This window comes from Archangium lansingense (assembly GCF_026626635.1).
Classification (GTDB): Bacteria; Myxococcota; Myxococcia; order Myxococcales; family Myxococcaceae; genus Archangium; species Archangium lansingense.
This window is the reverse complement of record NZ_JAPNKA010000001.1, coordinates 8,638,646-8,653,226: the sequence shown is the minus strand read 5'-3', so window position 1 is coordinate 8,653,226 and position 14,581 is coordinate 8,638,646. Positions and strand designations below refer to the sequence as shown.

The following is a 14,581-nucleotide window of genomic DNA, read 5'->3' as shown; positions in this document are numbered from 1 at the left end:
CGTGTCGATGACGCTCGCCGAGATGGAGCGAATCCTTCCGCTCCTGGCGCCCTATGAGAGCCGCCTGCTCCTGGGGGAGCACCTGCATGGACGGAACGTGGTGCGAGCCTCGGTGTACCTCGAGGACGAGCACCTGTTGGCCGAGGTGCGGCGGCTGATGGAGACGCTCCGGACGGGCGAGCTGCGAGCGGCCGCCTCGCTCTGGCACAAGCACTACAACGCGGCGCTGTTGTCGGGGTTCCTGGCGGCCATGACGCTCGCCGGGGTAGGGCTGGACGGCTCTATTTCGAACGTGAGCATGACCCTCTCCGAGGAGGGTCTGCCCAGGGCCGCTGTCCTGCACTCCCTCGCGGGCATCGTGGTCCATCCACCGCGGCTGAAGCTCGACATCTCAGCGCCCCGCGTCGGCTTGGATGTGCTTCACGGGCGGGTGCTGTCGAGCCTCTTCGCCAACCACCTGGCGCCCATCGTCGAACAGGTGCATCGCGTGACGGGCTTGCCGAAGAGAATCTTGTGGGGCAACGCCGGCAATCTGTGCGCGGATGTCTATGACGGACTGAGGGCTCGCCCCGAGGTCGCGGCGGCAGTCGAGGAAGACCGGCGAATCCTCCTGGAGCAACCGGTCAGCCCGCTCATGCCCGGGCCGAACCCGCTTCACCAGTCGGTCCGCTATGAGGACCTGAGCGGATTCGGCCGTGCGTCTGTCGTTCGGGTCCGCGAGACGTGCTGCCAGCGCTACAAGCTGCCTGGCCTGCTCCATTGCTACACCTGCCCCATCTTGAGGGGCCACGAGCGTGTGGCGCTCCTGCGGAAGCTGGGCCTGCCCGAGAACGCCTGAGGGCTCCCTCACGCCGGCGAGCCGCACGCCCACGCTCGCTTGACAGCCCCCGGAATGGCGGGTAGACGCAATTGATATTGATTCTCAACGTCACCCCTTCCATCCGATGACGTTCCGCCGGCTCCTCTTCCATGTGCACCTGTACGCGGGCCTCAGCGTGGGCGCGCTGCTGGCGGTGATGGGGCTCACCGGGGCCGCGCTCGTCTTCGGGGAGGAGCTGGATCGGCACCTGCAGCCCGAGGTGCGGCGGGTGGAGCCCACGGGCGAGCGGGTGCCGCTCGCACGGGTGGTGGAGGTGGTGACGGAGCACCAGGGCGGTACGCCGCCGCGCCAGCTACGGATTCCCGAGCGGCCGGATGCCCCGCTCGAGGCCTGGATGAAGCCCCACGGCGCCCTCAAGGTGTACGTGGACCCGTACTCCGGCGTTGTGCTCGGCGCGCGCACGCCCGGGCAGAGCCTGGTGGGCACCCTGCGCGAGCTGCACGTGAGGCTCTTCGCCGACGAGCTGGGCCATGCGGTGGTGGGCACCGCCGGCCTCGTGCTCATCGCCCTGTGCCTCAGCGGGCTCGTCCTCTGGTGGCCGGGCCGCCGCAAGCTGGCCGAGGGCCTTACCCTGCGCCGGCCGCTGCGCTGGCGGCGGGCGAACTACGACCTGCACAAGCTCGGCGGACTGCTCTCACTCGCCTTCCTCCTGGTGGCCGGGCTCACCGGGGCCGCGCTCGTCTTCCCGCTCCCCTTCGAGCGCGCGCTCCAGTTCGTCACCGGCTCGGCTCCGCGGAGCGCGCCCCCGAAGCCCGGACCCGCGACAGGCGAGCCGTTGCCCCTGGACGCGCTGCTGGCCGAGGCCGACCAGGCCCTCCCCGGCGCGCGCACCACCCGCGTCGACCTGCCCACCTCACCCGGAGCGCCCCTGCGGGTGCGCAAGCGCTTCCCGGACGAGCCGCACCCCAATGGGATGAGCGTCGTGGACGTGGACTGCCACACCGGCGCGGTGCTGCGAGCGGAGAACGCCCTGGAGGCGCCACTGGCCGCGCGGTTGATGACCCTGCGCTTCCCGCTGCACATCGGCTCGCTGGGAGGCCTGGCCACGCGGCTGCTCGCGGTGCTCACTGGCCTCTTCCCCGCGGGTCTCTTCCTCACTGGCTTCTTCCTCTGGCTCGCCAGGACCCGCGCTGCCGCGGCCCCAGCCCGGCGGGCCGCGCTCATGCCCTCGCGCGAGAGCACCAGTTGATGACCCCCCCTGGCTTCCGACATCCAGGAGCAAACACCGTGATTCGCGCGTCGCCCTGACGCCAACCTCTCGCAGGGCTACTCGCTGCCGGACGTAGGCTTCATCCTGCGCAACGCGCCGGATGGCTCCACCGTGGCCCGCCTCAACACCGAGCCCCAGGCGGTGGACCTCGTGCCCCTGTGAGCGGCGCTCTCGCTCGCGAGCGCGGTGTCCCTGTTGCTCTCCGTCACCTACGTGCGGCTCCCTCACCTTCCTCCTCACTACGCTCGGGCGTTGCGGCGCCGGCGGACACCGGCGCCGCGGGGGCTCAGTAGCGCAGCGTGTAGCTCAGGCTGACGACCGCGCCGCGCGCGGCAGCGTACGAGTCGTTCCTCAGCGAGTAGAGCATCTGGCTCACGCGCGGGTAGTACTGCTGGTTGAGGAGGTTGCTCACCGCGAGCGTGGCGGTGCCCTTGCCCACCTCCAGGCTCGAGGCGAAGTCCACCGTCGCGTAGGGCGCGACCGGCAGCTCGCCGAAGCCGGCGGTGCCCGCGGCCGTCTTCGCCTTGAAGCGGTTGCGGGAGCCCGAGACGGCGAGCACCACGCTGTTGCGCCAGGTGGGCAGCGTCTGGTGCGCCGCGACGAGCGTCAGCTGCGGGGGCGGGATGCGGTAGCCGTTGAGGAAGCCCCACGCCCCGTCCCGCTTCAGGATGCCCTCGAGCCAGGTGAAGTTGGCGTCCAGCGTGAGGCTCGCGAGGGGGCGCGCGCCGAGCGTGGCCTCGAGCCCGTACACGCGCTCGGGGGCGCGCACCGGCTCGACCCCGAGGCCGCCGGAGGAGGTGCCGAGCTCCGAGCTGTTGATGAACGCGCCGAGCGAGCCGTAGACCACCTCGAAGTCCGTGCGCAGGCCGGCCTCCACCATGTTCACCTGCTGCGGCGCGGTGTTCAGCGTGGCCACCGAGGCCCCCGGCCGGTTGGCGTTGCGCAGGATGAGGCCCACGTCCGGCAGCGAGTAGCCCTGCGAGAAGTTGCTATAGATGCTCAGGGCTCGCAGGGGCTTCACCACCAGCCCCGCGTTGAACACCGTCGAGCGGAAGCGCAGGCGCGCGCCCTCCACCGGGTTGTCGATGAGCGTCACGTAGTCGTCCACCGAAAGCCAGATGCGCTCGTGGCGCACCCCGGCGCGCAGCGTGAGCCACTTGCGCGCCGCCCACTCCACCTGCCCGAAGGCCGCCACGGTGCCGATGTCCATCGGCGGCACCCAGTCGCGCTCCCCCATGGGGACGAACGCGAGCCCGCCGCTCGCGTCATAGCGCTGCGGGTCCATCACCGTCACCGGCTGCGCGGTGCGCTCCTGGGCCGCGTCCAGGCCCCATAGCACGTTGAGGTCCTCGAGGATGGGCGTGCCGATCTCCAGGCGCGCCCCGCCCTTCTGCGTCTCCAGCCGCGACTGCGTGATGGCCCGGTAGGTGGCGACGGTGCGCCCGTCGGACGGGAAGAAGTTGGTCAAGAAGTTCCGGTAGTAGAGCTGCGCGCGCACCGTGCTGCCGAGCACCGCGTCGTGGTCGTAGGTGAGCGAGAGCGTGGTGTTGCGCGTGGCCTCGGGCTGGCTGATCTCGAGCCCCTCGAGCACGCGCGACTTGGAGCCGAAGATCGGCAGCTGGTTGACGCCCGGGTCCGTGGTGAAGCGCGTGTCCTGCCGGCCCTGGAAGTGCGCGGCCGTCAGCTTCATCCGCTGTTCTTTCGTGAGCTTCCAGGTGAGGGCGCCGGACAGGTCGTAGCGCAGCGACTCGGCGAGCCCGCCCTGGCCGTACGGGTTGGGCGGGATGCGGTCTCCTTCCGCGTCGTACTGGGCGGAGGTGCGCTCGAGCGCGCCGGTGAGCGAGAAGCCCAGCGGGCCCACCGCCCCGTCCGCCGTCTGGGCGAGGCGCCCGCCCAGGCCGCCGAGCGGCTGCACCGCGGCGGTGGTGGTCTCCAGGGTGGTGGAGAAGCGGGGCTGCCCGGTCCCGGTCGGGCGGGTGATGATGTTGATGATGCCGCCGGAGGCGCCCTCGCCGTAGATGGCCGTGGTGCCGCGGACCACCTCGACGCGCTCGATGGCCTCGGGGGACAGGGTGTTCAGGTCGCGCGACACGTTGCGCACGGCGCTCTGCGGGACGCCGTCGATGAGCACCAGCACGTTGCGGCCGCGCAGCGTCTGCCCGTAGGTGGACGGGGACTGGTTGCCCAGCGCGAGCCCCGGGACGAGCTTGCCAAGCGCGTCCGCGATGTTCTGGCCGCTCGCCTTGTACTGGGCCTGAAGCTGCTCGCGTCCGACCACGGTGACCGCTCCGGGCACGTTGGCGATGGCCTCGGGACGGCGCGTGGCTGTCACCACCACCTCCTCCGTGAGCTCCTCCTCGCTCAGCCGCTCCTCCTCGGGGACCTCCGCCAGCGTGGGGGCCGGCGCCTCCTGCTGGGCGAAGGCCGTGGGGGCGAGGGCGAGGCCGAGCGTGAGGAGCCAGGCGGGGGTGGGATGCGGTCGGCGGGGCTTCATCGGGGGTTCCTTTTCGAGCGCGACCGGCGCCGGTGCGCGGGGGTGTGACCGCGCCGCGGTTTACTTGAGAACGATTCTCAAAGTCAAAGTTGCTCTCCCATTCCCCTGTCCCTTTCGCGCTCCGGACGGGGCGGTGCCGCTCCGTGCCGGGCGCGTGCCTGCGGGTGAGGGCCGGCAATGCGGTCTAGTCCCCGAAGAGCAGGTAGAGGGAGCGATTGAGCTCTCCCAGTCCTACGGGGTGCCGGCGCGCTTCGAGCACCCGGAGGTCCAGCAGGCCATCCGGCGCATCGCCGAGGCGTGCCGGCGCCACCGCGTCCCCTTCTGTGCCATTCCCCGCCTGCCCGGCCAGGCGGAGGCCTGGAGCCGCGATGGAGCGGCCGTGCTACTGCTCGGCGATGACCGGGGCGTGGCCTTCCGGGCTCTCAAGGCGCATGTGTCCGCCGTGCGGGAAGAGATCTCCGGCAAGCAGGGCAGTCCGGCCACGCCATGAGCCTGTTCCTCACCGGCTTCTTCCTCTGGCTCAGCGGGAGAAGCCCACCGCGTCGATGGTGAAGCGGGCGCCACACCTGCTGTTGAAATCCGGCGGGGCCATCTTGACCAGCTCGGCCAGGCTCTCGCCCGGTTCGACATTGGCTGGCAGGTTGATGAAGACGTCGGTCAGCAGTTTGCCGCCGCGGGCGCAGCCCAGCTCCACCCGCTCGCGAGCCCCGGCGCCCAGGGCGGCGTCCACCTGCCTCAGGAAATCCTCCCTCGAGACTTCCTTGCCCATGTTCTCGGTCATGAACTTGTTCATGCCCGAGTCGTTGAACTGGCGGACGAGGTTGATGGCCACCTCGAAATACTCGCTGACGTTCCAATCCACCTGGCAGGTGCCGTGCTTGAACCACTCGTGGCGCTCGAGGCAGGAGGCGGTGCCGGGCATCACGGCGCTCAACTGTTTCATCACCTCGGGGCTGATGGAGAGCTTGGGATAGCTGCAGAAGTCGCGCTGCGGATTCGGGTTGTCACAGTCGCCATACCGGATGCCGCAACTCTGACGGTTGGGCCAGAGCCCATGCAGCGTGAAGTTGCCGGCCGACTGGAAGGAGTTGTCGAAGCCGGCGGAGCACTCCGTCTTGCTGCGGTGACCCTCGCAGAAGGCGGGCTGCCAGCTGAGCGCGAGCTTGAAGCTGTCCTGCAGGCCGGCGGTGTTGCAGAGGCGGGGGTCATTCGATGAGATGGGCCTGGGTTTGGGCGTGGGCTGGCCGGGTTCTTCCTCCACCGCTGTGCTCAGCGTCTGGGTGCCGCAGCTGGCCTCCACCCACCGCTCCGGCGGATTGGCCTCGTCCACCCGCACCCGGAACCATTGAGGCTGATTGGGGCGGTTTTGCTCCAGGATGACATAGGCGTCGCCCGGCTCGAGGCGGGCCTTGTCCGGGTTGCTCTTCTTCTTCTTCGAGACGAACGCCTCACAGTCCTTGGTGGCGTGCAGGGTTCCCTCGACGGGAACGCTCGCCCAGGCGGCGTCAAAGGCTCCGAGGGCGAAGAAGACGCTGGCCGCCCGGAAGGCAGAGGCAATCCGCATGCGCAGTTCTAGGGTCATCGATTCTCCGTTGCGGTGGAGTGGGGTGCCAGACCGTGGGAACGGCTGGCACCTGGCGAGCAAGGTATGCCCGCTTCACCTCCGCTTCGGAGCGCCGCGATGGCCGGAGTCTCGCGCTACACACCCCGGTGATTCTCGCTGTGTTCGAGGGGACTGATGTCTCGTCCCCCAGGGCAATCAGTAGAGGTTCACCGCGTCGAAGGGGCGGTTGAGCTTGCTGCGCGGGCGGGGCATCGCCTTGCGCACGGCCTCGGCGTCCCCCTTCGAGAGCGCCTGGACCAGCGGCTCCGTCTCCGCCGGTGTGGTGGTGCTCGCCTGGGCGCAGCGCAGCGCCTCCGTCCAGTCGCGGCTTCCCTCGGCCAGCGCCTGGCCTGCCAGGCTTTGCGCCGCCCGGAGCGGATCTCCAATGACTCGTGCCTGCTCCGCCGCTCGTGAGAACCACTGCGCCGCGGTGGCCGGCTGCGTGTCCAGCAGGTGCAGCCCGAGGTCCGCGGCGATTACCTGCTGGTGCAAGGGGTCTCCCAGCTCCCCCGCGCACTGGAAGGCCTCGGTGTAGCTGGCCACGGCCGCCTCGCGCTCGCCATTGGCCATCTGAAGTGCGGCCAGCCGGTAGCGGTGGTGCTTGGCGAAGTTGGCGCCCCAGTTCGCGCTGATCTTCTCGAAGCGCCGCCAGATGGCGATGGATTCCGTGAAGTTCCTCGCCGTCTCCTGGAGATAGCTGGCGTTGGAGATGAGGTTGATCTTCAGGTGCGTGGCGCTTGCGTCGTGCAGGTCTCCCACGCAGCGCATGGCCAGCTTCTCCTGCTCCTGCGCCTGGGGGAGCTTCTTCTCCAGGAAGTACGTGAGCGCGTACACGTTGCGCAGCCACGCCTCGTGGAGTTTGCGCAGCGGCGTGTCGATCCCCTCCATCAGCGCGATTCCCGCCTCCACCTCGGCACGCGCATCGGGCAGCTGTGCCAGGCGTTTGGTGCGGGTGAGGGCACGGAACATGCGCATGTGGGCCAGCCGCTCCGGTGGCGCCCGACGCTCCAACCCCCGGCCAAAGGCCTCCAGCGCCTCGTCATGCTGGCCGGTGAAGACGTGCACCACCCCGATGCCGCGCTCGAAGAGCACGCGCAGCTCCTCCGCGTCCCCGAGGCTGCTCTTGTCGATCTCGATGGCCGGCGTGGAGAAGCCGGTGTCGAGCATGTCCCAGCCCTCGGCCACTCGCCCGGGAGAGAGTCCTGCACCCGCGGCGTCGAGCAGCGCCAGTCCGCGCTCGGCGGCGAGCATGGCGCCCTCATAGTTGGTGGTGAAGAAGCAGCTGCGGATGGCGAGCACGGCCGCGGCGATGCGGTGCTCGAGTGGCAGCTCCTCGTCCACCACGGCACCCAGGTAGCGGCCCTCCAGGTCCACGGCCGGATCGAGGGCCCGCCCCGAGACCGGGCCCACGCTGCCTCCGGGGTTCTCGGTGCGCATGCGCTCGCAGAGCGAGTGGAGGAAGTCCCGCCGCCGCCCCTCGAAGAAGGCCGCGTAGTGCGGCCGGCGCACGTTCCAGCCGGTGAGCAGGATGCGGCCCTCGAGCTGCTCCAGCCGGCCCCACTCGGCCGCACGCATCACCGCCCGCAGGCTGACGAGATCGCACTCGCCCGCGCCGTGGATGACGAGGGGCCGCCCACTCGCGCGCAGCGTCTCCACGATGGCGCGCGCCGCGAGGTTGAGCACCCAGAAGATCTGCTCGGACTCGCGGTGGAGCCGTCGCTCGGACGGGGTGAGGGCCAGATCCGTCAGGTCCGGTGCGCCCTGGACCGCGCCGGGGAAGAGCCGGTTCCACTCGGCGGGGCGCTGCTGCGCCAGGGGGCGCACGGCCTCGGGCGCCGCGTCCTCGCAGGCCCTGAGAATCTTCCGCAGTCCGCCGAACGCCACCGGCAGCGCCACGCCGGCATCCACTTCAATGGCCCTGCCAGGCAGCACGCCAGGCGAGCCACCTTCGACCAACACCGCGATCGCGCTCTGTTTGCTCACGACTACCTCGGGGGGGAGAGGTGTGTGCAGGCGGAACAGCCCTTTGCAGCCCTATTGTCCCTGCTTTCTTGGATTACGGCAATCCGGTCAAAATCCCCGGTGCTGATACAGTGTGGGCGTCCATGAGCACTTTGGCTCCGGGAGAGTCCCCGGTCCTGTCCTTCCGGCACCTGCTGTCGGACGCAGTTTGTTCGTTCCTCCATGAGGCGGGGTTGGGCCCCGCGAATGTGGGGGATCCCCTCAGCGAACTCATCGTGACGCTGTCGCGCTACCGCGAGGAGGGCGAGCCGCTCTTCCCCGTGGCGTTCCTGGGGGATGACCTGGAGGGGATGCTGCGGGTGCTGGGGGGGAGGGAGCCGGTTGCGCTCGGGGCGGGCCCTCGGACACGGGAGACGATTCAGCGTGCGCTCAAGCAGTGCGCGCCGCTGGGACAGGGACGCTGGTGGTCGCTGTACGTCCTGCTGGTGCCGGAGGGCTTTGCCTACGGGGTGTTCCGGACGGATCCCTTCCCGCTGGTGGAGACGCCGCTGGAGCGGATGCGGCGGGCGGGAGATCGCTCGCTGCGGATGGTGGGCGTGCTGCAGCTGGCGGAGAACGTCATCGAGCTGAGGGGGATGGGCGGCCTCTACCGGCATATCTTCCTGTCGGGCTCGCGGGTGGAGGCGACGCTGCCCACGGTGGCCATGGACGAGCTGGCGCTGGGGCTGACGGCGGACGTGAAGGAGCCGGCGCGCAGCTACACGCGGGACTTCTACCGGCGGGTGCTCTTCGAGGCGATGCAGGCTTCGCACGGCACGTTGGTGGCGGTGTTGCCCAAGGGCAGCGAGGGCTCTCCGCTCTTCGTGGACGGCGTGCTGCTGGAGGAGCCGCTGGACATGGTTGCGCGGGTGATGCACTACCACGAGACGCGGGAGATGGAGGCGGCGTCGGCGGTGAGCTCGGCGGCGCAGCTCCTGCGCGGGATGATGGCGACGGATGGCATCACCGTGTTGCGCTCGGATGGGTTCATCCTGGGCTACAACGTGTTCATCCGGCACCCGGAGACGCTGATCCGCGAGCCCACACGGGTGGGCGGCGCGCGTCGGCGGACGTACGAGGTGCTATGCGCCTGGGTGGGACGGGAGCTGACGACTGCCTTCTTCCGCTCCCAGGACGGCGCCATCGCCTGCTGCCGGGATTGAGGCCTGCGGAGGCTTCCACGCGGGATTGCGGAACGCCAGGCCCAGGCGCACGCGCAGCGGGTTGGGGCGCAGTACGTCGCGGAGGATGGCGGCGTACTCGTGGAAGGCGATGCGCAGCGGGTTGTACGTCCCGATGTTCTTGGTGAGTCCGTAGATGGGGCGCTCTTCCTCGGGCTGGAAGGTGCCGAAGAGCCGATCCCAGATGATGAGGATGCCCGCGTAGTTCTTGTCCAGGTAGCGCTCGTTGGAGCCGTGGTGGACGCGGTGGTGCGAGGGCGTGTTGAGCACCCACTCGAGCGGACCCATGCGGCCGATGGCCTCGGTGTGGATCCAGAACTGGTAGAGCAGGCTGATGGCATGGGCGGTGAGGACCATGGCCGGATGGAAGCCGAGCAGCGGCAGCGGGGCCCAGAAGAGCAGGCCCGTCATGGGCGTCCAGGTCTGCCGCAGGGCGGTGGAGAGGTTGTAGTGCTGGCTGGAGTGGTGCACCACGTGCGAGGCCCAGAAGAAGCGGGACTCGTGATGGATGCGGTGGAACCAGTAGTAGCAGAGGTCTTCAGCGAAGAAGAGCAGCACCCAGGCGAGGAGCCCGCTGCCGAGCCGCAGGGGCGAGAGCTCGTAGAGGACGGAGTAGAAGGCATACTCCACGCCCTTCCAGCCCATGTAGATGAGGGAGTAGACGGTGCCCATGGTGAGGCTGGCCGCGGAGTCCTTGGCGGCGTAGCCCACGTAGCCCTCCTGACGGTGCCGGGCGAGCCAGGCGAGCTCCACGAGCATGAGGAGGATGAACGCCGGCGTGGCGAGCTGGGTGGGGTCCAGGGAAGTGAGGTCGGCCATGGTGCGGCTCCCTAGGGCTGGGGTGGGGAGGAGAACGCGCTGCGGGCGAGCTGGACGAGCAGGGCAAGCATCTGCCGGTGATCAGGATTGGCGGGGAGGGCAACGCCCCCGACGGCGGCGCCCTGCACGGCGTTGAGGATGAGCTCGATGATGGCGTCGAAGCCGGGGTGGGTGGCGGCGACGTCGGGGAAGAGCTCGCGAGCAACGCGGTGGAGGTGGCGGCGGTGCGGCGGGTCCACGGTGCTCAGCGCGGAGGCGAGCTCGGAATCGGTGCGGGCGGCGACGTACAGCTCGATGGCCGCGAGGAGCTCGGGGCGCTGGTAGATGGACCACAGCCGCTCGATGGCCTGGGCGACGCGATCTCCGGTGGAGGAGGTGGTGGCGTCGATGGTGGAGCGGTACTCGTCGATGAGGCGGGGGAAGAGGTGCTCGACGGCGGCGCCGAGCAGGGCGGCCTTGGTGGGGAAGTGCTTGAAGAGGGCCCCGTGGGAGATGCCGGCGCGCTGGGCGACCGCGAGGGTGGTGGTCCGGGCGTAGCCGAGCTCCATGAGGCACTCGACGGTGGCCTCGAGCAGCTTGAGGCGGGTGGAGTCCCGCCGCTCCTGCTGGGTACGCCGGACGCGAGGCGCCGGCTCCAAACCCGGGGACGAATCAGACATACCGCCAGGGTAGCGCTTCCTGCTCAAAAAAGAAAGTGAGTGCTCACTCTTTAAGTGAACAGAAGACAGAGGCCGAGGAAGCAGGTCTGTCGCTTGGGAGGCGAGCGGGCAGGCAACCCCGCCCCCTTCCGGGAGAACCGCGTGCCGCTGCTGGGGTTGCTACGGGGCGCCGAGGAAGACGAGCTCGTTGACGAGCAGCTCCTGGACGTCGGGCTTGCCATCGCTGTCGCCGTCAGCCGTGTCCATCTCCAACAGGACGAACCCATTGACGATGACCTTGTTCTCCCGGGTCACGGAGATGGCGCCAGGGCCGGTGGCCGAGTCGAAGCGTGCGGCGATGAATCCCCTGTTCGAGTTCGGGAGGGTGAGCTCGTCGCCACTGTCGTTGAGGTAGGTGTTGCCCGAGAGGGGGGAGGGCAGCGTTTCGCGCAGGGAGAAGAAGTTCTGCGGGCTGGAGGGGACGGCGTGGACCTGCCGGTTGAGTTGGAAGGACTTGGCGGTCACATCCAGTGCCAGCTGCAGGTTGTATTGCTGATCCAGGTCCCCACAGGAGACGATGGCGCGGTTGCTCGCCTTGACCCAGGTCCTCGTCCGAGTCTCCACCGCGGTGGGCAGGTCCTTGGTTCCAGTCTGCAATACGAGCAGCTGGAAGCCACCGCGATCATAGGTGGTGTTGAACTGGGTTTCGGTCGACGTGTAGAGGGCCGTCATCTTCAGCTGCGTCACCGCCTTGGCGGAGAACCGGCCGCCCAGGGGGTAGTCGTCGAACACCAGCACCCGTGGGTTCAGCAGGTAGAGCAGCTCGTTGGCATGGAGCTCCTGGACATCCGGCACACCATCGGTGTCCTTGTCCACCTGGGCCACGTCGGAGGCTCGGAAGCCATGGACGAGGACGTGTTGGTCACGGGTGGCGACAATGGCCCCCGCGCCGGTGGCGCTGTCGAGTGCGGCCAGCTTCAGGCCGGACCCGCGCGGGGTGAGCTGCACGCCGCGAGCGGTGCCACTGGTGCCAGGCGCGAGCGGGTGGGGGAGGGTCTGGTGCTGCTCGAAGAGGTTGGGTGCCAGGTCCTGCACCGCGTATACGTCACGCCAGGTCGTGAAGGGGGCGGCGGCATCCACCTCGAGCAGGTCCTGCAACGCCGTAATCTGGTTGAGCGCCGGATGGGCGACGAGCGCCTTGCCGTCCCCTTGTACCCAGCTCGTCAGCCTCGACTGCACGTTGGCCGGGAGGGGGACGGTCTCCGACTCCACCACCACCACCTCGAAGCCGCTGGCGTCGAAGGACGCGGCGAAGTCCTGTTCGTTCCGGGTCACGGTGACGGTGATGCCGAGCGACGTCGCCGCGGCGGCGGTGACCGGGTTGGTCGTGGTGCCAGCCCCATCCGCGAAGACGAGCACTCGCCCGGTCTGGGTCTGGGCGGTGCACGTCAGGCCATTGCCGGAGTAGCCCGGTTTGCAGGCGCAGGAGAAGCCGCCCGGCACGTTGGTGCAGGTGGCGTTGTCCGAGCAGTTGTCGGTGTTGGTGGCGCACTCGTCCACGTCCGCGCATGTCTGGCCATCGCCGGAGAAGCCTGGTTTGCAGGCGCAGGTGAAGCTGCCCGGCGTATTGGTACAGGTGGCGTCGGCCGCGCAGCGTCCCGCCGTGGCGCACTCGTTCACGTCCGTGCAGGTCTTGCCGTCGCCGGAGTAACCGGTGTTGCAGGTGCAGACCGCCTGTCCCGAGCTGGTGTCACACGCCGCGTTCGCATCGCACGCGGCTGCGACGCACTCGGGCGAGTCAGGGCCGTCCGTGGGATCGGGATTGCTGCAGGCGCTGGCCGCGAGAATAGCCAGCAGAATGAACGCTTTGCTCAATGGCTTCTGAATCAAGACGCTACCCCCCTTGATGCTGCCGCGTGGCTCACGAAGAGCGGCATCCGCGGTGCCGCTCTCATGCCTGGAAACGATTGGGGCGTCAATCGCACACCCCTGTGGGCAGTGTGCGCCTACCTGTTGGCGAACGGGTGGTAGTACAGCTCGTACGTCCCCTGGAGGGTGTTGGGGTTGGTGATACCTCCCACAATCAGTATCCGGCCATCCTCCAGCAGGAGCGCGGCGTGGAACTCGCGCCTCACCTGCATGGGACCCAGAACGCTCCAGCTGCCCAGGACAGGGTCGTACAGCTCGACTCCGGCTTGGATACCCGCGGATTCGTGGAAGCCTCCGAGGACGAGTACGTGGCCTGTATTCAGTGGGACGGCGGCGTGGCTGCGGCGCGGTCTGTTCATCCTGCCCGTGGCCGCCCAGCTTCCCGTTGCTGGATCGTACAGCTCGGCCCTGCCACGCGGCTCGGGGAACTCATCGGAGAGGTCGGAGGGCTCACCCCCGGCCACCAGCACCCGCCCATCCTGGAGCCTCGTGGCCGTGTGGGCATAGCGGACGAGGCCCATGTTGCCCGTCGCCGTCCAGGTTCCCGTTTCCGGATCGTACAGCTCGGCCGAGGCGAGCTTGCTCGTGGCGCCCTCGCCTCCGGCCACCAGCACCAGGGCCCGCCCGTTCTTGCTCACGAGGGTGGCCGTGTGCGCGCTGCGAGCGGTCTGCATGCTGCCTGTGGAGGTCCAGTTTCCATTCTGTGGGTCAAACAGCTCGGCCGTGGCATTCCGAGTGGTGGAGCCGAAGGCCTCGTGCCCTCCGACCACCAGCACTCGTCCATCCGGCAGCAGCGTGGCCGTGTGGTCGATGCGACCCACGCTCATGTCGGTGACTGCCGCCCAGGTGCCCGCCACCGGATCATACAGCTCCGCGGTGCGCGGTTTGTCCTCGCCACCCGTCACCAGCACCCGTCCATCCGGCAACAGCGTGGCCGTATGGCGGCGACGGTTGGCGGTGGTCTTGCCCGTGGCCGCCCACTCGTCCGTGACTGGGTTGAACACATCCGAGAAGGGATTGAACTCGCCAAGCGCGAGCACCCGGCCATCTGCCAGCAACACCGCGCGAGGCATGAGATGGCCGCCCTCGCGGATGCTTCTCTCGAAGTCGATCCTCCCCCTGCGCATCCGGAAGATGTGCCGGCCCAGGATGTCGCTGTTGCGCTTCGTGTTGGTCAACCCGGTCTTCAGGTTGCTGTCGAGCAACCCCCCGTTGGCCAGGGCGCCCGGGAACTCGAAGAAGGTGTCAGTCTCACCGGTGCCCGCTGAGAAGCCCGCGCCCGCGGCGAGCCCGCCCAGGCCCTCGCTTCCACCGGCGGACTCTCCGGACTCCCACGCCATGCGGTCGTAATTCATGACGATGTCGAAGTCGCCAAAGCCCAGGTCGCTTCGGTCCACCAGCAGGAGCTGGAAGCGGTTGAGCTTGTCGAGCCGCTCCCAGTGGTAGCCGACGTCGAGCCAGTTCACGCCCAGGGCGTAGCGGCCCTCGAAGGTCGTGGGGCCGTACCTGACGCGGCCCGAGGCCCCTGGCCGGGTGTCCACGTCCGCCAGGAAGGGCGCGATGATGGGAGGCGCCTGGGTCGTCATCCGGAAGGGGAGGTACTTGTACAGGGGCTCCCGGAAGGTGACGTTGCCGTTGGTATTGACGTACAGCGACGTGAAGACCGTCCCGAAGAAGTTGACGGGGAAGCCCAGCTCGACGGGGCCGGCCGAGCGGTCGTCATTGGACGAGAGCATGTGGGCATTGGGGCCGTTGTCCACGATGACTGGCTTCGGTTTGTTGGATGGAGTCTGCGGAGTGTCTGCCATGTGCATTTCCTCCCGTCT

At 68.9% G+C, this 14,581-nt stretch carries 11 protein-coding genes; 4 read left to right on the top strand and 7 right to left on the bottom strand.

From position 1 onward, the window contains the following. Positions 1 to 7 precede the first annotated feature (7 nt). Both fhuF and OV287_RS34165 read left to right on the top strand, forming a co-directional pair. Positions 8 to 838 carry a siderophore-iron reductase FhuF gene (fhuF, locus tag OV287_RS34170; protein WP_267542461.1) on the top strand — a complete coding sequence of 277 codons (831 nt, stop codon included), beginning with the start codon at positions 8 to 10 and terminating at the stop codon, positions 836 to 838. A gap of 106 nt (positions 839 to 944) precedes the next feature. Continuing rightward, a complete protein-coding gene (locus OV287_RS34165) occupies positions 945 to 2,069 on the top strand; it encodes a PepSY-associated TM helix domain-containing protein (protein ID WP_267538232.1) in 1,125 nt (374 codons plus the stop codon). A gap of 307 nt (positions 2,070 to 2,376) precedes the next feature. Here the strand turns inward: OV287_RS34165 and OV287_RS34160 are convergent, their stop codons facing one another. Beyond that, positions 2,377 to 4,584, bottom strand: coding sequence for a TonB-dependent receptor (locus tag OV287_RS34160; protein ID WP_267538231.1), 2,208 nt, complete (start codon positions 4,582 to 4,584; stop codon positions 2,377 to 2,379). Between the two features lie 133 nt (positions 4,585 to 4,717). Here OV287_RS34160 and OV287_RS34155 point away from each other — a divergent pair, with 133 nt between their 5' ends. Beyond that, the gene (locus tag OV287_RS34155; RefSeq protein WP_267538230.1) at positions 4,718 to 5,074 is read left to right on the top strand and encodes a hypothetical protein; all 357 of its coding nucleotides are present in this window, start codon (positions 4,718 to 4,720) and stop codon (positions 5,072 to 5,074) included. Between the two features lie 30 nt (positions 5,075 to 5,104). Here the strand turns inward: OV287_RS34155 and OV287_RS34150 are convergent, their stop codons facing one another. Continuing rightward, entirely contained in the window at positions 5,105 to 6,166 is a 1,062-nt protein-coding gene (locus OV287_RS34150; protein ID WP_267538229.1) for a ribonuclease T2 family protein, read from the bottom strand. Between the two features lie 177 nt (positions 6,167 to 6,343). Further along, positions 6,344 to 8,170 carry a hypothetical protein gene (locus tag OV287_RS34145; RefSeq protein ID WP_267538228.1) on the bottom strand — a complete coding sequence of 609 codons (1,827 nt, stop codon included), beginning with the start codon at positions 8,168 to 8,170 and terminating at the stop codon, positions 6,344 to 6,346. Between the two features lie 122 nt (positions 8,171 to 8,292). Here OV287_RS34145 and OV287_RS34140 point away from each other — a divergent pair, with 122 nt between their 5' ends. Further along, positions 8,293 to 9,351: a hypothetical protein gene (locus OV287_RS34140; protein ID WP_267538227.1), complete on the top strand. Its 1,059-nt coding sequence runs from the start codon at positions 8,293 to 8,295 to the stop codon at positions 9,349 to 9,351. Here the strand turns inward: OV287_RS34140 and OV287_RS34135 are convergent. The 4 genes from OV287_RS34135 to OV287_RS34120 all read right to left on the bottom strand — a co-directional run bounded on the left by OV287_RS34135 (position 9,271) and on the right by OV287_RS34120 (position 14,563). Continuing rightward, a complete protein-coding gene (locus OV287_RS34135) occupies positions 9,271 to 10,188 on the bottom strand; it encodes a sterol desaturase family protein (protein WP_267538226.1) in 918 nt (305 codons plus the stop codon). The two genes, OV287_RS34140 and OV287_RS34135, sit on opposite strands and share 81 nt — an antisense overlap. Positions 10,189 to 10,199: 11 nt before the next feature. Further along, positions 10,200 to 10,847 (bottom strand): TetR/AcrR family transcriptional regulator, encoded by a 648-nt coding sequence (locus tag OV287_RS34130; RefSeq protein WP_267538225.1) that lies wholly within the window; start codon positions 10,845 to 10,847, stop codon positions 10,200 to 10,202. Between the two features lie 159 nt (positions 10,848 to 11,006). Beyond that, positions 11,007 to 12,716 (bottom strand): EGF domain-containing protein, encoded by a 1,710-nt coding sequence (locus tag OV287_RS34125; protein WP_267538224.1) that lies wholly within the window; start codon positions 12,714 to 12,716, stop codon positions 11,007 to 11,009. A gap of 116 nt (positions 12,717 to 12,832) precedes the next feature. Beyond that, the gene (locus OV287_RS34120) at positions 12,833 to 14,563 is read right to left on the bottom strand and encodes a Kelch repeat-containing protein (RefSeq protein ID WP_267538223.1); all 1,731 of its coding nucleotides are present in this window, start codon (positions 14,561 to 14,563) and stop codon (positions 12,833 to 12,835) included. Positions 14,564 to 14,581: the final 18 nt, after the last annotated feature.

Bases quoted from the DNA above. Each gene is read 5' to 3' on its own strand.
- fhuF (WP_267542461.1), top strand. From the start codon at position 8: ATGACGCTCGCCGAGATGGAGCGAATCCTTCCGCTCCTGGCGCCCTAT.
- OV287_RS34165 (WP_267538232.1), top strand. From the start codon at position 945: ATGACGTTCCGCCGGCTCCTCTTCCATGTGCACCTGTACGCGGGCCTC.
- OV287_RS34160 (WP_267538231.1), bottom strand. From the start codon at position 4,584: ATGAAGCCCCGCCGACCGCATCCCACCCCCGCCTGGCTCCTCACGCTC.
- OV287_RS34150 (WP_267538229.1), bottom strand. From the start codon at position 6,166: ATGACCCTAGAACTGCGCATGCGGATTGCCTCTGCCTTCCGGGCGGCC.
- OV287_RS34140 (WP_267538227.1), top strand. From the start codon at position 8,293: ATGAGCACTTTGGCTCCGGGAGAGTCCCCGGTCCTGTCCTTCCGGCAC.
- OV287_RS34135 (WP_267538226.1), bottom strand. From the start codon at position 10,188: ATGGCCGACCTCACTTCCCTGGACCCCACCCAGCTCGCCACGCCGGCG.
- OV287_RS34130 (WP_267538225.1), bottom strand. From the start codon at position 10,847: ATGTCTGATTCGTCCCCGGGTTTGGAGCCGGCGCCTCGCGTCCGGCGT.
- OV287_RS34120 (WP_267538223.1), bottom strand. From the start codon at position 14,563: ATGGCAGACACTCCGCAGACTCCATCCAACAAACCGAAGCCAGTCATC.